The sequence below is a fragment of the Streptomyces marispadix genome (assembly GCF_022524345.1).
In the GTDB taxonomy this organism is placed as follows: domain Bacteria; phylum Actinomycetota; class Actinomycetes; order Streptomycetales; family Streptomycetaceae; genus Streptomyces; species Streptomyces marispadix.
The window spans coordinates 777427-798256 of sequence record NZ_JAKWJU010000002.1; the positions used below are offsets into that span (position 1 = coordinate 777427).

17 protein-coding genes and 2 pseudogenes are annotated in these 20830 nt (G+C 72.3%); 3 read left to right on the forward strand and 16 right to left on the reverse strand.

Going from position 1 to position 20830, the window contains the following annotated elements:
• Positions 1 to 220: 220 nt before the first annotated feature.
• From MMA15_RS03425 to MMA15_RS03440, 4 genes are all read right to left on the reverse strand, one after another.
• Positions 221 to 1186 carry a helix-turn-helix transcriptional regulator gene (locus MMA15_RS03425; protein ID WP_241057438.1) on the reverse strand — a complete coding sequence of 322 codons (966 nt, stop codon included), beginning with the start codon at positions 1184 to 1186 and terminating at the stop codon, positions 221 to 223.
• Positions 1187 to 1347: 161 nt separating this feature from the next.
• On the reverse strand, positions 1348 to 1518 hold the full coding sequence (locus MMA15_RS03430) for a hydrophobic protein (protein WP_241057439.1): 171 nt from the start codon (positions 1516 to 1518) through the stop codon (positions 1348 to 1350).
• A gap of 46 nt (positions 1519 to 1564) precedes the next feature.
• On the reverse strand, positions 1565 to 2776 hold the full coding sequence (locus tag MMA15_RS03435) for a hypothetical protein (protein WP_241057440.1): 1212 nt from the start codon (positions 2774 to 2776) through the stop codon (positions 1565 to 1567).
• Positions 2773 to 4023 carry a glycosyltransferase family 4 protein gene (locus MMA15_RS03440; RefSeq protein WP_241057441.1) on the reverse strand — a complete coding sequence of 417 codons (1251 nt, stop codon included), beginning with the start codon at positions 4021 to 4023 and terminating at the stop codon, positions 2773 to 2775. The genes MMA15_RS03435 and MMA15_RS03440 overlap by 4 nt, the downstream gene beginning before the upstream one ends.
• A 328-nt stretch (positions 4024 to 4351) precedes the next feature.
• Here MMA15_RS03440 and MMA15_RS28630 point away from each other — a divergent pair.
• The 3 genes and pseudogenes from MMA15_RS28630 to MMA15_RS27770 form a co-directional block, all read left to right on the forward strand.
• A pseudogene (locus tag MMA15_RS28630) lies at positions 4352 to 4634 on the forward strand (hypothetical protein); the annotation flags it as partial.
• A gap of 320 nt (positions 4635 to 4954) precedes the next feature.
• Positions 4955 to 5488 (forward strand): annotated as a pseudogene (locus MMA15_RS03450) (DUF8842 C-terminal domain-containing protein); the annotation flags it as partial.
• Positions 5489 to 5741: 253 nt separating this feature from the next.
• On the forward strand, positions 5742 to 6032 hold the full coding sequence (locus MMA15_RS27770) for a hypothetical protein (protein ID WP_277401477.1): 291 nt from the start codon (positions 5742 to 5744) through the stop codon (positions 6030 to 6032).
• A gap of 76 nt (positions 6033 to 6108) precedes the next feature.
• Here MMA15_RS27770 and der read toward each other — a convergent pair whose 3' ends face one another.
• The 12 genes from der to MMA15_RS27775 all read right to left on the reverse strand — a co-directional run bounded on the left by der (position 6109) and on the right by MMA15_RS27775 (position 20673).
• Positions 6109 to 7587: a ribosome biogenesis GTPase Der gene (gene der, locus MMA15_RS03460; protein WP_241057442.1), complete on the reverse strand. Its 1479-nt coding sequence runs from the start codon at positions 7585 to 7587 to the stop codon at positions 6109 to 6111.
• 183 nt (positions 7588 to 7770) lie between these two features.
• On the reverse strand, positions 7771 to 8358 hold the full coding sequence (locus MMA15_RS03465; protein ID WP_241062956.1) for a lysophospholipid acyltransferase family protein: 588 nt from the start codon (positions 8356 to 8358) through the stop codon (positions 7771 to 7773).
• 65 nt (positions 8359 to 8423) lie between these two features.
• Positions 8424 to 9170 (reverse strand): (d)CMP kinase, encoded by a 747-nt coding sequence (gene cmk, locus MMA15_RS03470; protein ID WP_241057443.1) that lies wholly within the window; start codon positions 9168 to 9170, stop codon positions 8424 to 8426.
• Positions 9171 to 9391: 221 nt separating this feature from the next.
• Positions 9392 to 10480 (reverse strand): prephenate dehydrogenase, encoded by a 1089-nt coding sequence (locus MMA15_RS03475; protein ID WP_241057444.1) that lies wholly within the window; start codon positions 10478 to 10480, stop codon positions 9392 to 9394.
• A 93-nt stretch (positions 10481 to 10573) separates the two neighbouring features.
• Positions 10574 to 10936 (reverse strand): chorismate mutase, encoded by a 363-nt coding sequence (aroH, locus tag MMA15_RS03480; protein ID WP_241057445.1) that lies wholly within the window; start codon positions 10934 to 10936, stop codon positions 10574 to 10576.
• Positions 10937 to 11103: 167 nt separating this feature from the next.
• Positions 11104 to 12363 carry a pseudouridine synthase gene (locus MMA15_RS03485; RefSeq protein ID WP_241057446.1) on the reverse strand — a complete coding sequence of 420 codons (1260 nt, stop codon included), beginning with the start codon at positions 12361 to 12363 and terminating at the stop codon, positions 11104 to 11106.
• Positions 12363 to 12968 carry an SMC-Scp complex subunit ScpB gene (gene scpB / locus MMA15_RS03490; RefSeq protein WP_241062957.1) on the reverse strand — a complete coding sequence of 202 codons (606 nt, stop codon included), beginning with the start codon at positions 12966 to 12968 and terminating at the stop codon, positions 12363 to 12365. Before scpB ends, MMA15_RS03485 begins: the two co-directional genes overlap by 1 nt.
• A 293-nt stretch (positions 12969 to 13261) precedes the next feature.
• The gene (locus MMA15_RS03495) at positions 13262 to 14671 is read right to left on the reverse strand and encodes a segregation/condensation protein A (RefSeq protein WP_241057447.1); all 1410 of its coding nucleotides are present in this window, start codon (positions 14669 to 14671) and stop codon (positions 13262 to 13264) included.
• 90 nt (positions 14672 to 14761) lie between these two features.
• Positions 14762 to 15595, reverse strand: a complete 834-nt coding sequence (locus MMA15_RS03500; RefSeq protein ID WP_241057448.1) for a hypothetical protein — start codon at positions 15593 to 15595, stop codon at positions 14762 to 14764.
• A complete protein-coding gene (locus MMA15_RS03505; protein ID WP_241057449.1) occupies positions 15592 to 16785 on the reverse strand; it encodes a ParA family protein in 1194 nt (397 codons plus the stop codon). Before MMA15_RS03505 ends, MMA15_RS03500 begins: the two co-directional genes overlap by 4 nt.
• Before the next feature lie 428 nt (positions 16786 to 17213).
• Positions 17214 to 18329, reverse strand: a complete 1116-nt coding sequence (gene ald / locus MMA15_RS03510) for an alanine dehydrogenase (RefSeq protein WP_241062958.1) — start codon at positions 18327 to 18329, stop codon at positions 17214 to 17216.
• A 226-nt stretch (positions 18330 to 18555) separates the two neighbouring features.
• Positions 18556 to 20673 (reverse strand): tetratricopeptide repeat protein, encoded by a 2118-nt coding sequence (locus tag MMA15_RS27775; protein WP_372498168.1) that lies wholly within the window; start codon positions 20671 to 20673, stop codon positions 18556 to 18558.
• Positions 20674 to 20830: the final 157 nt, after the last annotated feature.

Genomic DNA, 20830 nt, shown 5'->3' on the forward strand with positions numbered 1-20830 from the left:
ACCGCTTGCACAATTCCGGCGTAACGAGCCTTCCCGCCCTTCGTGTCCCGTCCCGCTACGGACATCCTCCTGTGGAAGGAGGAGACGTACGGAACGGGACGGGAAGCGAGCGGGAAGGAAGTGACTCGGCGCACAGAACGCGGAGTTGAGAGAGACGTCGAGAGTCGAACGAGACGAGTGGAGAGAAGGACACGCGCGGCAAAGAAGAGGAAGCGGGTCCTCAACTTCCGCCCAGCGCCCGGTCAAGCCTGTCCCGCAAGGCCCTGACCTGGGTGAACAACCCCTCGGGCGCTCGTACTTCGAAGTCGAATCCGAGCATCAGGATGTAGGGAAGGATGACTTCGAGCGACGGCCCGCCCGTACGCAGCAGACAGCTCTGCTCGTCGACCGCCTCCAGTGCGCCCGTCGAAATCGTGACCGCCCCGGCAGCCTGCTCGATCGGCACGCGCAGCAGCACCGTCACCTGCGCCGGATACGCACGCACTGCCACGCCTTCGGACACCCACGCCGCGAGATCCTCGGCCGGCGGCTGTCTCGGGGCGAAGCGCGGGCCGTGCGGGGGCGTGAGCGTGATGCGGTCGAGCCGGAAGGTGCGCCAGTCCTCCCGCTCGGTGTCCCAGCCGACGAGATACCAGCGCCGATGGGTGCTCACCAGCCGGTGCGGCTCCACGATGCGCCGCCCCACGGTGCCGTCGTGGGTCTCGTAGGAGAAGCGAAGCTGCTGGTGATCGCGGCAGGCGTGGGCGAGTTCGGTGATGACGGACGCCTCCACGGCCGGTCCCCGGTGGGCGCGTGTCAGAGGGACGGTGTAGGCGTTCAGCGCGTTGACGCGGCGGCGCAGCCGGTGGGGCAGCACCTGTTCGAGCTTGGCCAGCGCGCGGTCGGACGACTCCTCGATGCCCTGTACGCCCCCGCTCGCGGCGCCGCGAAGGCCCACGGCGACGGCCACCGCCTCCTCGTCGTCCAGCAGCAGCGGCGGCAGTTGGGCACCGGCGCCCAACTGGTAGCCGCCTGCCGTGCCCGTGCTGGAGTGCACCGGGTAGCCCAGGCCGCGCAGCCGGTCGACGTCGCGGCGCACCGTGCGCGGCGTGACACCGAGCCGTTCGGCCAGTTCGGCGCCGGACCATTCGCGCGGGGACTGGAGAAGTGAGAGCAGACGCAGCAGTCGTGCCGAGGTCTCGACCATGGTCATGAGTCTGTCACCGGTTGCGGACACCCTTCGTCCGCAACCGGTGACGGCTCACATCTTCCTGGTGCCGGCGCACGAGGCGCCCGGCACTGCTTTCACGAGTCGGCTCGCTCCAGGTCGCCGGGCACTGCCGGCCCTGTCAGCGACCGCCCGGAGGGCTACCAGCGGTACCAGCGCGCCCTCTTCCCGCCGGCGCCCGTGCTGCGCAGCAGGAAGCCGAGCAGCCAGATCACCAGGACCGCCACGGCGATCCACCACAGCGCCTTCAAAGCGAAGCCGGCGCCGAAAAGGATCAGAGCCAGAAGCAGTACGAGCAGTATGGGAACCATCGGGTGAACACCTCCTCGACCCAACGAGTGGCCCTCATGCGGGCTTTCACACCGGCTCCGCACAACTCACGCGTATGGAGAGGTCGTTGTCGAGCGTGTAGTAGGGCCTGACCGAGACGGCGGAGCCGTCAGCGGCCGTCACACGCTGCGGCGGATAGCTGAAGATCCGCTTCTTGTCCGGTACGTCGTCCAGTATCCGGGCGAGACGCACCGGCTCCTCCCCGGCGGCCGGGCGCACCCACAGATCCCATACGCGGGGTCCGGACGGCGACGGCAGGGCCTCCAGGGGCAGCCGGGCGGTGAAGCGGGGGGCCGGACCGCTGTGTTCCGTCCGTACGGTCCCGCCGTGATCGGGCTGTGCGGATGTGCCGTGGCCGGGCCGTACGGGGGTGCCGTGGCCGGACCGCGCGGAGGGGCCGTCGCGTCGGTCGCAGGCGTCCTCGTGCAGCGGCACGCTGACCGGGGCCGCTGCCGGATCGCGTGGATGCGCCTCCAGGGTGGCCGTGGCGGAGAGCCGGGCGCCGTGGAGCGTGCCGCGCAGGGCCACGCTCCCGTTCGCGACCTCCAGCGGCCCGGCCTCGGCGTGCGGCCAGCGCAGCCATGAACGGACCGTGAGATTGCCGTACTTGGTGGCGTAGGGGATGCGCACTCCCAGCCACGTACGGCCCTCACGGGGCACGCGGCCGATGAGCGAGCGCAGATCGTGCACGCCGGGCAGCAGGCGGCGGGGCTCTTCGTCGCCGAGGGCGAGATAGGCGTCCCAGCGGCCCTCGGGGAGGCTCATGATGCTCGGCAGCACGGCGCGCAAGGTGCCCTCCGACTCGGCCGGGGCGAGCGGCAGCCGCACGGTGCCGGAGGGGCCTTCGCCATCGCGCAACCGAAGCAGCAGGGCGGCGTCGTCGGGCGGCCTGGCCGCCGGTGCGCCGCCGGTGAGTCCTTCCTCGGGTCCTTCGTCGGGCCCGGCGTCGGGCCCGGCGCCGGACCCGGCGGGGAGCACGTCGCCGAGTCGTACGTCGAAGGTCAGGCCGCCCGCGCTGTCGGCGGTGCAGTCGGCACGAGGGTGCGGGGGCACGGGACTCGGCGGCGACGCGGACGAGGAAGGGACCGAGGCCGGGGCCGCGGACGGCCTGGGCGACGCGGTGTGCGGCGCGAGCCGCGACGGGAGCGGAGGCGTGGCGGAGGAGCCCTTGCGGAGCCGTCCGTTCGCCGTCCGTGCCTTGCGTATCGCTCCGGGCCCGCCGGTGACGTGTGTGCTCATGCTCGTCCTCCCGCCAGGGCCGGTCTCATGCCGACGAGGGCGTCCTTGGCCGCGTAGGCACCGCCGAGGAGCGCCGCTCGCGCCCTGTGCACCGCGCCGCCGTGCCGTACGGTCAGAGCGGTCAGCAGCTCCTCGTAGCGCGCGCCCACCCGCGCGGGGTCGAAGCGGGCGGAGGAGGCCAGCGCGGCCTGCCCCATGCGCTGCCGCAGTGCGTCGTCGTTCATGAGGCGCAGCAGCGCCCCGGAGATCGCCGGTACGTCGCCCGTGGGGGCGAGCAGCCCGTCGACGCCGTCGCGGATGATCTCCTTCGGCCCGTGCGGGCAGTCGGTCGCCACCACCGGCAGTCCGCACCGCATCGCTTCGACGATGGTCATGCCGAACGACTCCAGGCTCGAAGTGACCGCCCCTATCGCGCCCTTGGCCCATTCGGCCTCGATGGGATGTGCGGGCCCCATCAGGAACACATGGTTGTACAGGCCGAGTTCGTCGATGAGGGCACGGAGCCGGTCGCGTTCGCGGCCGTTGCCGTAGATGCGCAGTCCCCAGTCGGGACGTTCGGCCGCGGCCTGCGCGAAGGCACGTATCAGCACGTCGTAGCGCTTCGCGGGTGCGAGCCTTCCGGCCGCCACCACCCACTTCCCGGTGCCGTCGGAGGGCCTTACGCCGGGGGCGGGCACGCTGTTGGGCAGCGCCTCGACGCGTACACCCGGCAGCCGCAGAATCCGGCGGTAGTCGCGTGCGTCGGCCTCGGTGACCGTGGTGACGGCGTCCAGCCGCGGATAGGTGTCGCGGAGCATCAGCTTCAGCCGCGCCGGATGCGTGGAGATGGTGAGGTGCTCCTGGCCGATGCGGGCCGGGCCGCGGCGCGTCTGGCGGGCTATGTGCGCGTTGAGCCCGGGACGGGTGCCGATGACGACGTCCGCCGTGGTAGTGCCCAGATACTCGCCGATGCGGCGGTCCGTGAGCGCGCTGTACTGCGGATACCGTCCGTCGCCTGCCGGGAACACCCGGGCGGGCAGGGCGTGTTCGGGATCGTCGCCCTCGTAGGCCGGGCTGTGGCGGCGCATGTCGACCAGCGACCGCAGGCGCACCCCCGGACCGGGGTCGAAGAACGGCCTGTCCCGGTAGCGGAAGACCGATACGACCTCCACGTCATGCTGTTCGGCCAGCGTCCGCGCCAGATTGAACGTGGTGCGGATCGTTCCCCCCATGCCGTACCCGCTGTTGATCAGAAACGAGATGTGCATTCTGCCCCGACTCCCACGCTTGTAGAGCGTTCATCCCCCGACTTACCGTCTGTCACTGGCTAGACCGGCTCGGGTGGGTGATGGTTGGCCGCTATCGGGGTTTTGTTCCAGAGAAGTTCCGACATCGTGAAGAAACTCCCGGAACCGTTGCGGGAGTTCGCCGTCCGGCGCACCGTTTCTGCACTACGGGCGGTGCGGGGCGCGGAGCTTGGGCATGAGCGTTCCCCGGCGCCGCGATTCCGCCTCCGCTCACGCGTGACCGGGGCCACGGCTCCCCCGTTGTTCAGACGGACAAGAACCGAACGCCCAGGGAGCCCCCGTGTCCCCCATGCTCGATGTCAGCGACGACGTACGTGCCGAGATCGGCGATGATGAAGCCGACAGGCTGCTCGCGGGCGACAACGCCCCGGGCCGCTACGACTGCACCTCGTGCCGCACTCCCGGCGACCCGGGCCGAGTACCCACCAGCACCGTGCTGTTCGTCGGGGACGAGACCGCGGTACTCGCCTTCGCGCACGCCGCCTGCGTCCCCTCCCAGGTGATCAGGGTCTCGGAGGAGGAAGTGCAGGGCGCCGTCCGTACGATCACCGCCGAAGCGGCGGCGGGGGCGGAGACGCAGCAGCCCGGTGCCGGTCCTGGTGCCGGTGCCGTGACCGGTCCCACTCCCGTCGGGCCCAACGTGACGCCCGCTCCCGGGCCTTCGCCCGGGGTGTCGCCAGGGGTCTCCCCGGCGCCTTCGGTGCCCGCGCCGTCGGCCGCCCCGGACGGTGCAGCCGGCGCCCCTGTACACGCTCCGGTGGCTCCACCGGCAACTCCGCCTCCCTATACGGCTGTTCCTCCGCACGGCGGCCACGGCGCCGCGCCTCCGCGCACGCCCTCGCCCGGTGCGGGACCCGGTGCGGGGCCGGGCGCAGGACCCGGCGTGGGGCCCGGCGCCGCACCGGCTCCCGGCGCCCCCGCCGCCGCGAACGCCGGGCAGCGCGCTCCGGAGCGTGCCGTGCTCGGCGTCACCTGCGGTCAGGTCCTCATCGACGACACGGTGCACGCGGCCGTCGCCGTAGAGCCCACCTCACGCATCGCCCGCCCCGGCTCCGACGGACAGGCCGACGACTTCCTGCCCCTCCTCCTCGAACAGGGCTTCCTCCCCGTCACCGGCCTCACCCGGCCCCCGGCGCCCGTACCGGGCTGGTCGGTGCTCGTCGCGATGGGCCAGCTCCACGCGATCCTCCAGCCGCCCACGGGCAACTCGCCCCAGCAGAACATCTGGTGGCAGGCCCACCAGGCCCTGCCGGTCACCGACGGCTGGCGCAACGCGGCGAACCAGAGCAACACCGTGCTCGTCTACGCGGCACCCGTCGGCGCCATCGGACAGCAACCCCGCGAGGATCTGCTGCGCGAAGCGCTGGTGCAGGCCGCCGCACGGGGAGTCCTCGTCGGTGCGGCGATGCCGCTCGCCGGTTCCTGACACCGTCCGCGCCCCGGCCCCGACGGGCCGCCGCCTGCGGCGGGTTCGTACGCACGGCCGGGGCCCCACCCCCACGAGCCCCCTGCGCCCCTACGCGAACTCCGACGACCCCTGCGAACAGGTCATTCGCCGCGCCGCCCCGCATCCGTGGGGCGGCGCCGTCGTTGGCCCAGACGTGCAGCCATACGAACCTTCACGATCCCACCGTCCCTACCGCGACCAGGGCAGAGGCCCCGGCCTGGGCATCCCGGCGATGCGCCCGAGCCACGACGCCCCCTCGGCCCACTCCTCCCCTACGCCCATCTACGACGCGTTGTACGCGGAGTACGGCAGGCTCTTCCGCACCCTGCCGGGCGACCGCAGCGGCGAGGAGGAACTCCGCTTCCAGGGCTTCGGGACCGTGCACGGCACCGGCACCGGAAACTGGGGCGACGAGGGCCGCCACGGCGACGACTGGTCGGCGCACGACGCCCTCCCCCGGCACGGCAGCCGCGTACCGGCGCTGCCGCCCGCACCGCGCGACGGCCAGTCACCGCGGTACTGACCGCTCGACGGGGCCCGGGACAGACACCGGGAGGTCGAGGGCCCCGGCCCGCGGCAGGTCGAGGGCACCCGGGCCGCTAGCGCTTCCTGCCGCGCTTCTCCCGCACCCGCACCGACATGTGCAGCGGCGTCCCCTCGAAGCCGAACTCCTCGCGCAGACGCCGCTCCACGAAGCGCCGGTAGCCCGCCTCCAGGAAGCCCGACGCGAAGAGCACGAAGCGAGGCGGCCGGGTGCCCGCCTGCGTCCCGAAGAGGATGCGCGGCTGCTTGCCACCGCGTACGGGGTGCGGGTGCGAGGCGACGATCTCCCCGAGGAACGAGTTCAGCTTCCCGGTCGGCACCCGCGTCTCCCAGCCCTCCAGCGCCGTCTCGATGGCGGGCACCAGCTTCTCCATGTGCCGCCCCGTACGGGCCGAGATGTTCACGCGCGGCGCCCAGCGGACCTGGACCAGGTCCCGTTCGATCTCACGCTCCAGATAGAAGCGGCGCTCGTCGTCCAGGTTGTCCCACTTGTTGTACGCGATGACGAGGGCCCGTCCGGCCTCGACCGCCATGGTGATGATGCGCAGGTCCTGCACGCTGATCGGCTCGGTCACATCGATCAGTACGACCGCGACCTCCGCCTTCTCCAGCGCCGCCGCGGTACGCAGGGACGCGTAGTAGTCGGCGCCCTCCTGGAGGTGCACACGGCGGCGGATGCCTGCCGTGTCGACGAACATCCAGCTCTTTCCGGCCAGTTCGATGAGTTCGTCCACCGGGTCGCGGGTCGTCCCGGCGGTCGCGTCGACGACGACGCGCTCCTGCTTGGCGACCTTGTTCAGCAGCGAGGACTTGCCGACGTTGGGGCGTCCGATGAGCGCGATCCGGCGCGGACCGCCAGGCCGCGCTCCCCCGAAGGTCTGCTCGGGCGCCTCCGGCAGCGCCTCCAGCACGACGTCCAGCAGATCGCCCGTGCCCCGTCCGTGCAGCGCCGAGACGGGGTGCGGCTCGCCCAGTCCGAGCCCCCACAGATAGGCGGCGTCGGCCTCCCCCGTCGGGCCGTCGACCTTGTTGGCGCACAGCACGACGGGCTTCCCGGCCTTGCGCAGCATCCGTACGACGGCCTCGTCGGTGTCGGTCGGGCCGACCTGGGCGTCCACGACGAACACGACGGCGTCCGCCGCCTCCACCGCGAACTCCGCCTGGGCGGCGACGGTCGCCTCCATGCCGAGCACGTCCTGCTCCCAGCCGCCGGTGTCGACGACCTTGAACCGGCGTCCGGCCCAGTCGGCCTCGTAGGTCACGCGGTCACGGGTCACCCCGGGACGGTCCTCGACGACGGCCTCACGGCGGCCGAGAATCCGGTTGACCAGTGTCGACTTGCCGACGTTGGGGCGTCCTACGACGGCCAGCACGGGCAGCGGGCCCTGTGCGGCCTCCTCCAGGGCGCCCTCCACCTCCTCGGCGTCGAACCCCTCCTCGGCGGCGAGTTCCATGAACCGGTCGAACTCGGCGTCGTCCAGCTCGCCGTGGTCGTGCCCGGGCTCGTACACGCCGTGCTGTCCGTTGTCGTCCATGCGGTCTCGTCCTCGTCGTTCACATCAGGTGGTCCGCCGCGGTACGGAGGTCCGCGCCGCGGCTACTTCAAGTCTGCCGGGCCTTCGGCGGCCCGCTTGCCGTGTGCTGTTCGCCGTGTGGCGTGTGCCTTGAGCCTTGTGCCCGGGCGGGAGGGCGGCAGGCCGGCCGGCGTTCGCGTCCCGTCAGCGCTCCGTGGTCCGGCGTGCGTCCGCCAGGTGGTCCGAGAGCCGCTTGCGGATGCGTACCGTCGCCTCGTCCAGCGCCGCACGCGTACGCCGGCCGCTGCCGTCGCCCGCCTCGAACGGGTCGCCGAAGACCACGTCGATACGGCTGCGCACCGCGGGAAGCGCCTTGACGCAACGGCCCGGACGGTCGTTGCTGCCGAGCACCGCGACCGGCACGACGGGCGCCCCCGAGCGTACGGCGAAGTACGCGAGCCCCGAGCGCAGCGAGGCGAAGTCCCCCTCGCCACGGGTGCCTTCGGGGAAGATGCCCAGAACCCCGCCGCGCTCCAGCACGCCGAGCGCGGAGAGTACGGCGGCACGGTCGGTGCCGCCGCGGTCGACGGAGATCTGCCCGATGCCGCGCAGGAACGGGCCGAGCGGCCCGACGAACGCCTCCTTCTTGACGAGAAAGTGCACGGGCCGCGGGGAGGTGCCGATCAGCATCGGGCCGTCGACGAAGTGCGAGTGGTTGACGGCCAGGATCGCGGGCCCGCTCGGCGGTACGCGCCAGGCGCCCAGCACGCGCGGACGCCACAGGCCGTGCATCACGGCCAGACCGATACGGCGTCCGGCCACTGCCCCTCGCGTACCGGGGGCGGAGCCGGTCGAAGTCACTTGGAGATCTGCCCCGCCTTCTCATCGGCCGCCTCGGCCGCTTCCGCTCCGACGGTGCCGCCGCCCTTGGCGGCCGCGGCCTGCTCGACGAGCGTGACGACGCACTCGACGACCTGCTCCAGCGTCAGCTCGGTGGTGTCCACCTCGACGGCGTCGTCGGCCTTCTTCAGCGGCGAGGTCTTACGGCCGCTGTCGGCGGCGTCGCGCTTGATCAGCGCCTCGCGGGTCGCCGAGAGATCCGTGGCGTCCTTGCCCTTCAGCTCACCGCTGCGCCGGGACGCGCGGGCCTCGGGCGAGGCCGTGAGGAAGATCTTGAGGTCCGCGTCGGGGAGGACGGTGGTGCCGATGTCCCGGCCCTCGACGACGATCCCGCCGGGCGCCTCGGCCGCGATGGCACGTTGCAGCGCGGTGATACGTGACCGCACCTCGGGTACGGCGCTGACGGAACTGACCGCCGCCGTGACCTCCTTGGAACGGATGGGCCCCGAGGCGTCCGTACCGTCCACGGCGATGGTGGGCGCCGCCGGATCGGTGCCGGAGTCGATCACGGGCTTGGCGGCGGCTGCCGCGACCGCCTCCGCGTCGTCGGCGGGCACGCCGTTGCTCAGCATCCACCACGTGATCGCCCTGTACTGCGCTCCGGTGTCCAGGTAGCTCAGGCCCATGGCCTCCGCGACGGCCTTGGAGGTGCTGGACTTGCCCGTGCCGGAGGGGCCGTCGATGGCGACAATCACTGCAGACACGCTGTGGGGGACCTTTCTGGAGCACGGGCAGGAGCGGTCGGGGCCGTGCCGTACCGGCCCGGGCACAAGGCTACCGGCTCACCGGGGGGCTCCGGCCCGCCGCCCTCGCACGGCCTCCGCGGGGACGCCGCGGGACCGTCGGGGGCGTCGCGGGACCGCCGGGGGGCGTCGCGGGGTCCCGCACGTCGTTCGCGCGTGCACCGCCGTGCACGCCCTCGCGCTCACTGCTGCCGCAGCGACCAGCCGCGTTCGCGAAGCGCCGTCTCCAGCACGGGTGCCGCACCGGGTTCCACCATGAGCTGCACATGGCCGGCCTGCTGGCCGGTCGCGTGCTCGATGCGTACGTCCTCGATGTTGACGCCGACCGCGCCCGCGTCGGCGAAGATACGGGCCAGCTCGCCCGGCCGGTCGCTGATGAGGACCGCCACGGTCCGGTACGCCGCCGGTGCCTGCCCGTGCTTGCCCGGCACCCTCGCCCGGCCCGAGTTGCCCCGGCGCAGCACCCGCTCGATGCCCGCGACGCCGCCGCCCCGCTTCTCCTCGTCCGCCGAGCCGAGCGCGCGCAGCGCCCGTACGGCCTCGTCGAGGTCGGTCGCCACCTCCGCGAGGATGTCCGCGACCGGGCCCGGGTTGGCGGAGAGGATCTCCACCCACATCGCCGGGTCGGAGGCCGCGATGCGCGTGACGTCGCGGATGCCCTGGCCGCACAGGCGCACGGCCGTCTCGTCGGCCGCCTCCAGACGGGCCGCGATCATGCTCGACAGAAGCTGCGGGGTGTGCGATACGAGGGCCACGGCACGGTCGTGCGCGTCGGCGTCCATCACCACCGGGACGGCGCCGCACAGCGCGACCAGTTCCAGCGCGAGGTTGAGCACCTCGGTGTCGGTCTCGGCGGTGGGGGTGAGCACCCAGGGACGTCCCTCGAAGAGGTCGGCGGTCGCGGCCAGCGGCCCGTTCTGCTCCCGGCCGGACATGGGGTGGGTGCCCAGGTATCCGGCCAGGTCGCCGCCGAGCCCGGCGAGTTCGCGGCGCGGTCCGCCCTTGACGCTGGCCACGTCGATGCAGGCCCTGGCGAGGCCGGCGCGCTGGACGTCGCCGACGGTTCGTGCCACGTGCGCCGGCGGTACGGCCACGATCGCCAGGTCCACTGCGCCCGACGGCTCCGCGTCGGTGCCCGCGCCGAGCGCCGTCGCCGTACGTACGCGCTCCGGATCGAGATCGCGCAGGTGCACCCGCACTCCGCGTCCGGTGAGGGCGAGGGCCGCGGAGGTGCCGATGAGGCCCGTGCCGACGACGAGAGCTGTACGCATTACCGGTCGACGTCCTCGTGGATCGCTGGATGCTTGCGGATCGCTGGGTGCTTGCAGGTCACTGGGTTCTCGCGGGTCCTGAGTGCTCGCGGGTCACTGGGCGATGTCCTTGCGGAGCGCCGCCGCGGCCCCGAGGTAGACGTGGTCGATCCGCGACTTGGGCAGATCGGACTCGATGTGCGCCAGCACCCGCACCACGCGCGGCATGGCACCGGCGACGTCGAGTTCCTGGGCGCAGATCAGCGGGACGTCCACGATGCCGAGCTTACGTGCGCCCGCGGCCGGGAAGTCGCTGTGCAGATCGGGGGTGGCCGTGAACCAGACGCTGATGAGGTCGTCGGCGGTCAGGCCGTTGCGCTCCAGCAGGCTGGTCATCAGCGCCGACACCCGCTCGTGCATATGGGCGGACTCGTCCCGTTCAAGCTGGACGGCTCCCCGCACCGCTCGTACCGCCACGCCTGCCCCGCTCCCCTGCCGCTCTCCGCTGCCTTGCCCCGGCGTACGCCCGAGGGCGCGGCCGACGTCGCACAGCGTAGATCGACGGGGAGAGCGGACGTCCGTACGGACCGCACACTGAGACGACGGCCCGGGGAGGAGCGCGGCGGGAGGCCGGGGAGGCGCCGTTAGAGGCCGACCTCGTTCATGAGCATGCCGACCTCGGTGTTGGTCATACGGCGCAGCCAGCCCGACTTCTGGTCGCCGAGCGCGATGGGTCCGAAGCGGGTCCTTACGAGCCGTTCGACGGGGAAGCCCGCCTCGGAGAGCATGCGGCGCACGATGTGCTTGCGCCCCTCGTGGAGGGAGACCTCGACGAGATAGTTCTTGCCGGTGTTCTCCACGACGCGGAAGTGGTCCGCGCGTGCGAAGCCGTCGTCCAGCCTGATGCCGTCCTTGAGGCGCTTGCCGAGGTCGCGCGGTAGCGGGCCCTGGATCGCGGCGAGGTACGTCTTCTTCACGCCGTAGCGGGGGTGGGTGAGGCGGTGGGCCAGCTCACCGTGGTTGGTGAGGAGTATCAGCCCCTCGGTCTCGGTGTCGAGGCGGCCGACGTGGAAGAGGCGGGTCTCCCGGTTCTGGACGTAGTCGCCCAGGCACTGGCGGCCCTCCGGGTCCTCCATCGACGCGACGACGCCCGAGGGCTTGTTGAGCGCGAAGAAGACATACGACTGGGAGGCGATCGTCAGCCCGTCGACCTTGATCTCGTCCTTGCCGGGGTCCACCCGGAGGCCCTGCTCGACGACGATCTCGCCGTTGACCTCGACCCTCGCCTGCTCGATCAGCTCCTCGCACGCACGCCGTGAGCCCATGCCCGCGCGTGCCAGCACCTTCTGGAGGCGCTCGCCCTCCTGCTCGCCGAAGGTCTTCGGAAGCTTCGCGGCGGGCTTGGTGTGGCGGGCGCGGTTGCGCTCCTCGATCTGCGCCTCGTACTCGCGGGGACGCGAGGGCGCTGACGCGTTGCGGGCGCGGGCCTTGGGGGCGCCGCTGCCGGTGACCTTGCGGGGTCCGCTCTTGGCGGCGTTCCTCGCCGCTACGCCACGGGCTGCCGCGCCCCGTGCCGTGCCGCTCTTCGGGGCGCTCTCGGGGCCGCTCTTGCGGCCGCCCTTGGCGCCGGGCCTACCGCCGGGCTTGGCAGTGGACTTGGGGCCGGACTTGGCGCCCGGCTTCGGTGCGCTCCCGCTACGGCCGCCGCCTCGTGCGCCGGGCTTGCCGCCTCCGGCGCCGCTCGCGGAGCCGGGTCCCTCGCCCCTGCCGTAGCGGCGTTCCTCCGGGCGCGGGCGCTCCGTGCGCTTCGGCCTTCCTCCGCCTCCGCCGGCCGGGCGGGGGGACTGCCTGCCGCCCGTGCCCCTGTTCTTACGGTTGCCGCCGGTGTTGCCGCTGCTTCGCATCAGTGTTCCGTCTGCGTTCTGTCGTGGACCGCGTCGCCGCCGTCGTCTGCGTCTACGTCGAACGACGGCACCCCCTCCTGGGAATCCCCCTCCACGGCGTCCGCCTCGGGAAGGAAGGGCGCCAGCTCCGGAAGCTCGTCGAGTCCTCTCAGGCCCAGACGCTCCAGGAAGTAATGCGTCGTCGTGTACAGGATCGCACCCGTCTCGGGTTCCGCGCCCGCCTCCTGGACCAGCCCCCGCTGGAGGAGCGTACGCATCACGCCGTCGCAGTTGACTCCTCGTACGGCCGAGACCCGGGAGCGGCTCACGGGCTGGCGGTAGGCGACGACGGCGAGCGTCTCCAGGGCGGCCTGGGTCAGCCGTGCCTGCTGGCCGTCCAGTACGAAGCTCTCCACGGCCTCGGAGAACTCGGCACGCGTGTAGAAGCGCCAGCCCTCGGCGACGAACCGCAGCTCGAAGCCGCGCCGCTGCCGGTCGTACTCGTCGGCGAGTTCGCGCAGGGCGTCGGAGATCTCACGGCGGCGGCGCTGGAGCACCTTCGCCAGGTGCTCCTCGGTGGCCGGTTCGTCGACGACCATCAGCACGGCTTCGAGAGCGGGCTTCAGCTCGAGCGCGGCGACACCCTCGGGTTCCTCGGGCGCATCGGATACGTCCGGGAGTCCGGCACCGTCGGGGACCTCGTGGGTCTCGGCGGCCTCGTCAGCTTCGCTCTCCTCACCCGCATCGGTGGCCTCGGCGGTCCCGTCACCGGCGGACCCCGCGGCGGTCTCGGCGGCGTGCTCGTCCGGTTCGGGGCCGGTCGCTGTGTGCCGGTCCGCGGCTGTGGCCGCTTCCGCGCCGCGCGCTGGTTCGTCCGGCACGTCCGCCGCCGCCTCCTGGATCTCGTACGTCTCCCCGCTCATGCCTTCAACTCCTCCTCGGGCGCGGACTCCCGCCCGTACTCCTCCCGGGAGCCCGCCGCCGGCTCCGGCTCGCCGTCGTGCGTGCCGTCCCCGTCCTGCGGTCCGGGCTCCTGGTCGAACTCGTCCGTCACCAGCGGCTCCTTGCCGTCCTCGCCGCTCCAGCGGACGGTGAGCGAACCCAGCGCCTCCTCCTGTTCGAGATCCACGGCACGTTCACGGAAGAGTTCCAGCAGCGCGAGGAAGCGCGCGACGACCGTGAGGACGTCCGGGGCGTCCTGCGTGAGCTGCTGGAAGGTCGCCTCGCCCAGCTCCCGGAGCCGGGCCACGACCACCTCGGCCTGCTCGCGCACGCTCACCAGCGGTGCGTGGATGTGCTCCACGTACACCTGCGGCTTCGGCTTCGGCCGCATCGCCTTCACCGCGAGCCGGGCGAAGCCCTCCGGGCCGATGCTGATGGCGACTTCGGGCAGCAGCTCGGCGTGATGAGGTTCGAGGCCGACCGTACGGGGGTGGCGGTGCGCCTCCTGTGCCATGCGCTCGGCGAAGATCCCGGCGATCTCCTTGTACGCACGGTACTGGAGCAGGCGGGCGAAGAGCAGGTCGCGGGCCTCCAGCAGCGCGAGGTCCTCCTCGTCCTCGACCTCCGCGGCGGGCAGCAGCCGCGCGGCTTTGAGATCGAGCAACGTCGAGGCCACGACGAGGAATTCGGTCGTCTGGTCGAGGTCGTAGTCGGGGCCCATGGCGTGGATGTAGGCCATGAACTCGTCGGTGACCTTGGAGAGCGCGACCTCCGTGACGTCCAGCTTGTGCTTGGAGATGAGCTGGAGCAGGAGGTCGAAGGGACCCTCGAAGTTGTCCAGTACGACCTTGAACCGCCCGTCGTCGGGCTGCTCTTCGGCGCCGTCCTCGGTCCCGGCCCGTCCGTCGCCCCGGCCGTCGTCCTGGCCGCCGTCCCGGCCGGGGTCCTCCCGGGTCCCGGGGTCCTCCCGGGTCCCGGGGTCCTCCCGGGTCTCGTCATGCGGAGACGATTCACCGGCGGCGGGCTCGTCGTCGTCCGCCGGTTCGTGCGACGCGGGTCCGTCCGACACCGGTACGTCCGGCTCGGGTTCGGGCTCCGGTACGCGCTCCCGCGTGTGTGCGGGCCCGGGTTCGGTCTCCGGCTCCGGCTCCCGTACGGCCTCGGACCCGGACGCGGGTTCCGGCCCGGGCGCGGTCCCCTGCTCGACTACCGGCTGCCGCACGGCTTCTCGCTCGGCCACCGGGTCCCGTACGACCTCCGCCTCGGGCTCGGCCTCCCGCACGGCCCCCGGGTCCCCCGCCCCGGCGGCAGGTGTGCCCGGCCCGCGCCCCAGGGCGCGGCGGGCGGCGCGGGGCGTGGGCTCGGGGCGGTCGTCAGGAGTGGGCATCGCGGGGCAGCGTACTGGGGAGGAGCCGGACAGGGCGTTCCGGCTCACTCAAGTGCCCGCGCTTTCGGATGTGGTGGCGCACAGGTCGGTTCAGCGCCCCCGCAGCCGCCGTACGAGGATGCTCGCGTCCCCCCGGGATTCCAGGTCGGCCAGTACGACCGCCACGGCCTCGCGCACGATACGGCCGCGGTCCACGGCCAGGCCGTGCTCGCCGCGCAGCACGAGGCGGGCGTGCTCCAGGTCCATCAGCTCCTCGGCGGAGACATAGACCGTGATCTTCTCGTCGTGCCGTTCGCGTCCGCTGGGGCGGCGGTTGGCGCCGCGTCCGCCGCGCCTGCCCGTACTGCCCGCGGGCTGGCGGGTCCTGGGCTCGGCGGTGCGTGAACTCTTCGTCTGCTGCGGGGACTTGGCCGCCGGGCCGCCGACGGGGCCCGCGCTCTGACGGGGCGGGACATCCATGGCTCCCGCGCTTCCGCCCTGGCCGCCGCCCGAACGCCCCACGCCGCCTTGGGAGTTGCCCTGGCCGGGGACCGAACGGCGCGGTCCCGGCTGCCTGTCCGGTCCCTCGCCGCTGTCACGGCCCGTGTGCTCGCTGCCGCCGGAGGCGGGGCCGCCGGGCGTCGCGCCCCCTTCGGCGCCGGACTCGTCGCCCTCTCCCGCCGCGCTGTGCTCGCTGCCGCCGCCGTCCCCGGCCTCGGAGTCGGCGTCCTCGCCGATGCCGGAGTCCGTCTCCTCCGCCGCGTCCACGGACGAGGAGTCGGCGGAGTCCCGTCCCCCGGCCGGTGCCGGCACCCGGGTCGTGGACTGTGCGTTCTTGTCGGCGGACTCCTCACCGTTGATGTGGTTCTGGTTCGAGGGGGTCGACGGCTGAACCGCGGAGCCCCCGGTCGTGCGGAAGAGTTCGTCAGCAGCCGGAAGACTCACTCGGCGTGGCACCGGGCGAGCACCTCCCTGGCGAGCTGGCGATAGGCGGCGGCACCTACGGAGTTGGAGGCGTACGTCGTGATGGGCTCGCCGGCGACGGTCGTCTCCGGGAAGCGGACGGTCCGTCCGATGACGGTGTGGTAGACGTTGTCGTCGAACGCCTCGACGACGCGGGCCAGCACCTCGCGGCTGTGCACCGTGCGTGAGTCGTACATCGTGGCCAGGATTCCGTCGAGTTCCAGCTCCGGGTTGAGCCGTTCCTGGACCTTCTCGATCGTCTCGGTGAGCAGGGCGACGCCGCGCAGCGCGAAGAACTCGCACTCCAGCGGCACGATCACCTTGTGCGCCGCGGTGAGCGCGTTCACGGTCAGCAGGCCGAGGGAGGGCTGGCAGTCGATGACGATGAAGTCGTAGTCGCTCAGCAGCGGTTGCAGGGCGCGCTGAAGCGTCGACTCACGGGCTACCTCGCTCACGAGCTGCACTTCGGCGGCCGAGAGGTCGATGTTGCTGGGCAGCAGGTCCATCCCCGCGACGGCGGTCTTCAGCAGCACCTCGTCGGGTGCCAGACCGCGCTCCATCAGCAGGTTGTAGACCGTGAGTTCGAGCTCCATCGGATTCACGCCGAGGCCGACCGACAGCGCGCCCTGCGGGTCGAAGTCGACGAGCAGCACGCGACGTCCGTACTCCGCCAGCGCGGCGCCCAGGTTGATGGCGGAGGTCGTCTTGCCCACGCCGCCCTTCTGGTTGCACATCGCGATGATCTTCGCGGGGCCGGGCTCGCTGACGGGTCCGGGGATCGGGAAGTACGGCAGCGGGCGCCCTGTCGGGCCGATCCGTTCGCGGCGCTGCCGTGCGGCGTCGGGTGCGAGGGTCGCCGCGTACTCGGGGTCGGGTTCGTAGTCCGCGTCCGGGTCGTAGAAGTGCCCTTCGGGCAGCTCGCCGTAGGGGACGCGGTGCGGGTCACTGTAGTCGGCGAGCTCGGCGGACTCGTCGCCCGCGGAGTTCCCGGCCATGGCGTTCACTTGGCGGCCGTCCATGCTCTGTTGGGCTGTTGATGTCGGTGATGCGCTCTGGTGGGCGGCGAAGGTGCGGACAGCTACGGAGCCGACATCCTCGGACCCCGAGGACCCCTGGCCCCGCACAGGTGCTCCTGGTTGACCACCCCCGGGAGAAAATGTCGACTCATTCACAAGTCGTCCTACCTCCTTGGTGACCAGGAAACTTCTAGACAGGTCAGCGTGACAGCATGCCGACGATTGGCGACTCTATGGCGTGTCGGCGGTTCGCAGCAACACAATCCACCGGAGACGGCACGATGTGTCGAGGTGCGAACACTCCGCTGTCAAGAGGCAATGTGCGTCACGGCACACTCCCGGAGGGGTCGCACGGCGGCGCACAGACGCGCGAACTCACGGGAAAAAGCCCGCAGTTGAGCCCCTGACCGGCCTCGTCAGCACTGCCCGGACGTGCCACCGGCCCCCTTGACGCGGGGGCCGACGACATCCGGTGACATGGTCCGGAGCGGGACGGGCGCGATGACTCGACGACAGGTCAACATCGGTCCGGGGTGGCCGAGTTGCGCGATTGACGCGGGCGGCTGCCCCTGAAGGGGCGTGAATCAGCCCAGCAGCGTGCCGAGTTCGCGGCTTCCGAGTCCGTGCGCCTCGGCCACGGGCCCGTAGAAGACCTCTCCGTCATGGACGTTGAGCCCCTTGGCGAGCGTGGCGTCCCGGCGGAGTGCCTCACGCCACCCGCATCCGGCGAGTTCCACGATGTAGGGCAGCGTGGCGTTGGTCAGCGCGTACGTCGACGTACTGGGCACCGCGCCGGGCATGTTGGCGACGCAGTAGAACACCGACTCGTGGACCTGGAAGGTCGGCTCGGCGTGCGTGGTCGGGCGTGAGTCCTCGAAGCAGCCGCCCTGGTCGATCGCGATGTCGACAAGCACACTCCCCGGCTTCATGCGCCGCACCAGGTCGTTGCTCACCAGCTTCGGCGCCTTCGCGCCCGGGATCAGCACCGCGCCGATCACCAAGTCCGCTTCCAGTACGGCACGTTCGAGCTCGTAGGCGTTGGAGGCGACCGTGCTCACCTTGGTGCCGAAGATGCGGTCGGCCTCGCGGAGCTTGTTGACGTCCTTGTCGAGCAGTGTGACGTGGAATCCCAGGCCGATGGCGATCTGTGCGGCGTTCCAGCCGGAGACGCCGCCGCCGATGACGACTGCGCGTCCCGCCGGCACACCCGGGACCCCGCCGGGCAGCACGCCGCGGCCCCCGGCCGAACGCATCAGGTGGTACGCGCCGACCTGCGGCGCGATACGGCCCGCGACCTCGGACATCGGGGCGAGCAGCGGCAGGGCGCGGCCGGCGGTCTCCACTGTCTCGTAGGCGATGGCCGTGGTGCCCGACTCCAGAAGGGCGTCGGTGCACTCCTTGGAGGCGGCCAGGTGGAGATACGTGAACAGCGTCTGGTCCTTGCGCAGCCGCCCGTACTCCTCGGCGACCGGCTCCTTGACCTTCAGCAGCATGTCGGCGGTGGCCCAGACCTCGTCGGCCGAGCCGAGAACGGTGGCTCCGGCTGCGACGTACTCCTCGTCCGGGATGGAGGAGCCGATCCCGGCTCCATGCTCCACGACGACCTGGTGTCCGTTGCGTACGAGTTCGTGCGCACCGGCCGGGGTGATGGCCACGCGGAACTCGTTGTTCTTGACCTCGCGGGGGATGCCGACTCTCACGTCGATCACGGTCCTTGACTTCGGGTTGTTTCGGAAGCGCCCGCGCCTGTGGGCGAGGGAGGCATCCGTGGCGCACATCCCGATACGGCAGCACATGAGGCACATGACGGATGTATGCCGGTTGTCGCCTGGAGGGCCACGGCTCCGCCAGTCTAATGAAGGATCGCGCGCTGTCCAGCCTTACAAACAAGCAATTTTTTGTGCGGCGACTATTGGTTTCTTAGGTCTACTCCACGTCGACCGTCAGGTTGTGCGAATTCAGCAGGTCAGAAGCCGTCTGCCGGTGCCTGCTGCCCTCGCGTACGTCGCCGGTCCTTTCGCAGGCGTCGGCCAGCCTCAGCAGCAGCGCGGCACGCAGCCGTTCGTCCTCCGCGTCCCCCGCGACCTCCAGGGCCTGACGACACAGGCGCACCGTCTCCTGCGGTCGTCCCGCCCGCTCGTGCACTCCTGCGGCCTCGGCCAGCGCGCGGGCGTGTGCTCCGGCGTCGCCCAGCCTGCGGAAGTTCGCCGCGGCGGCGCGCCACTGACGCAGCGCCTCGTCATAGCGGCCCTGACCGGTGTGTACGGCGCCCAGGCGGCCGTGCAGCCGGGCCGCGGCGGCGCGGTCGTCGCGGATCTGGTGGTGGGCGAGGGCCCGCCCGTACCAGTCGGCTGCGCGTTCGGCGTCGCCCATGTCCTCGTATGTGGAGCCGATGGACTCCAGGGCGCGGGCGGCGGCGGCAGGATCCCAACTCCCGGCACGGGCGCGGGAGGAGGCCGCCGCGGTCCCGCTCTCCTCGCCTCCGCGTGCCGCCTCCAGCGCCGCGCGATACCGGGTGAGGGCCCGCCGGTGCCTGCCCGTGCGGGCGTCCAGATCACCGAGGTTGAGCAGCGCCGCGGCCCGCTCGCGCCGAAGTCCCGCGCGTACGGCGACGTCCAGCACCAGCTCGTGCAGCCGGTACAGCTCGGGGGCCGCCTCCTCCTGCGAGCGGTGAGCGTCGAAGGCGCGTGCCAGCGCGGAGATCAGCCGCCGTGCGAGCCCGTCGAGCCTGCCGCCGCCCTCCGCTACGGCCAGCCGCGCGGCGGCGAGTATCGCCGGACGCCTCGCCTCCAGCCAGTCGCGGGCCTCACGCCGCGAGGCGAAGCGGACGGTGCGCGGCAGGAACGCCGCACGCTTGCGTGCCTCGGAGCCCTCCGGCTCGGTCACGGCGTGGCACGCACGCAGGCGCCGTACGGTCCGCTCCAGCATCCGCGCACGGGCGAGCACGGTCTCCTCCGCGCTTTCGTGCTCCGCGAGCAGGGCGCGCAGCAGCGGGTCCAGGCAGCGCGGTACGGCGTAACAGCCGGAGGCGAGCGTGCTGTTGCGCAGCAGCCCCAGCCGCAGGAAGTCGTCCAGGATCTGCCGGGCGGTGGCCACAGGGCAGTTCGCGAGCGACGACGCGGTGTGGGCGTCGACGAGGCCGTCCGGTGCGAGGGCCAGCATCCGCAGCACCCGGGCCGGCGTCCTGGTCAACGAGCCGGCGACGAGGCCGAAGGCACGCTCCAGCGGATCGGTGGCGGGCGACTCCCCTAGCTGCTTCGCCGCCTCGGCCACGGACAGCTTCGGGCGGGCCGCGAGCCAGCCGCCGGCGAGGACCAGTGCGGCGGGCAGATGCCCGCACGCCTCGGCGACGAGTTCCGCGCTACGGGGGTCGACCGTCGTGCGGTGCGGTGCACCCGCCCTCGCGGCGAGCAGCGACACCGCCGCGTCACGTCCGAGCCCGCCCAGCGTGCAGGGCCGTACATCCGGAACTCCCCGCAGCGGACCGGCACTTACGGCGACGACGAGGCAGTCGCGGGTGTCGGGCAGCAGATCGAGCACCTGCTCGGGAAGGGTCACGTCGTCCAGGAGCAACAGCACGCGGCGGCGGCCCAGTTCGGCGCGCAGCGCCTCGGTGAGTTCGTCCTCGTCGGCGCCCGCGGGCACGGGGTCGGGACCGAGGGCGGCGAGCAGTTCGCGTGCGGTGCGTTCGGTGGGTACGGGGGTGCCGCCGGGCTCGGTGAGGCGGGCGCGCAGCACTCCGTCGGCGAAGTCCGCGGCGGTCTGCGCGGCGAACGCCTCCGCCAGGGCCGTACGTCCCGAGCCGGGCCTTCCGGCGATGAGGAGCACACGGCTGTGCGGGGAAGGGCGCCCGGAGAGGGTGTGCAGACCTGCCTTCTCCAAGTCGGCCCGCATCTGGGCCAGTTCGGCCTCACGGCCCGCGATGTGCCAGCCGCCGCAGGGGACTTGCGGTGTGCCGCCCGGCGGGGACCCCGGTGTGCTGCCGCCCGGCAGGCGCCCCGGTGTGCCGTCCGCGCCCGCGGGCTGCACCGCTTGATCCGTCACGGGCCACGCTCCCGTCCGCCTGCGTCCGCCGTACGAGCCCCGGCGCAGCCGCTGCCGGGACGCGTCGAGCGTAGTTCACCGCGGGCGGCGGCATGCGCTGCGCGCGCCGCACAGACGGGCCGCGTACGACCGTGTACGACCGGGGGTGACGGCGCCT

Coding starts and splice junctions, on each gene's coding strand:
- MMA15_RS03475 (WP_241057444.1), bottom strand. CDS start 10,480: ATGCGTACAGCTCTCGTCGTCGGCACGGGCCTCATCGGCACCTCCGCG.
- MMA15_RS03495 (WP_241057447.1), bottom strand. CDS start 14,671: ATGCCCACTCCTGACGACCGCCCCGAGCCCACGCCCCGCGCCGCCCGC.
- MMA15_RS03430 (WP_241057439.1), bottom strand. CDS start 1,518: ATGGTTCCCATACTGCTCGTACTGCTTCTGGCTCTGATCCTTTTCGGC.
- MMA15_RS03485 (WP_241057446.1), bottom strand. CDS start 12,363: ATGCGAAGCAGCGGCAACACCGGCGGCAACCGTAAGAACAGGGGCACG.
- der (WP_241057442.1), bottom strand. CDS start 7,587: ATGGACGACAACGGACAGCACGGCGTGTACGAGCCCGGGCACGACCAC.
- MMA15_RS03425 (WP_241057438.1), bottom strand. CDS start 1,186: ATGGTCGAGACCTCGGCACGACTGCTGCGTCTGCTCTCACTTCTCCAG.
- MMA15_RS03440 (WP_241057441.1), bottom strand. CDS start 4,023: ATGCACATCTCGTTTCTGATCAACAGCGGGTACGGCATGGGGGGAACG.
- MMA15_RS27770 (WP_277401477.1), top strand. CDS start 5,742: ATGCGCCCGAGCCACGACGCCCCCTCGGCCCACTCCTCCCCTACGCCC.
- MMA15_RS03465 (WP_241062956.1), bottom strand. CDS start 8,358: ATGCACGGCCTGTGGCGTCCGCGCGTGCTGGGCGCCTGGCGCGTACCG.
- MMA15_RS03435 (WP_241057440.1), bottom strand. CDS start 2,776: ATGAGCACACACGTCACCGGCGGGCCCGGAGCGATACGCAAGGCACGG.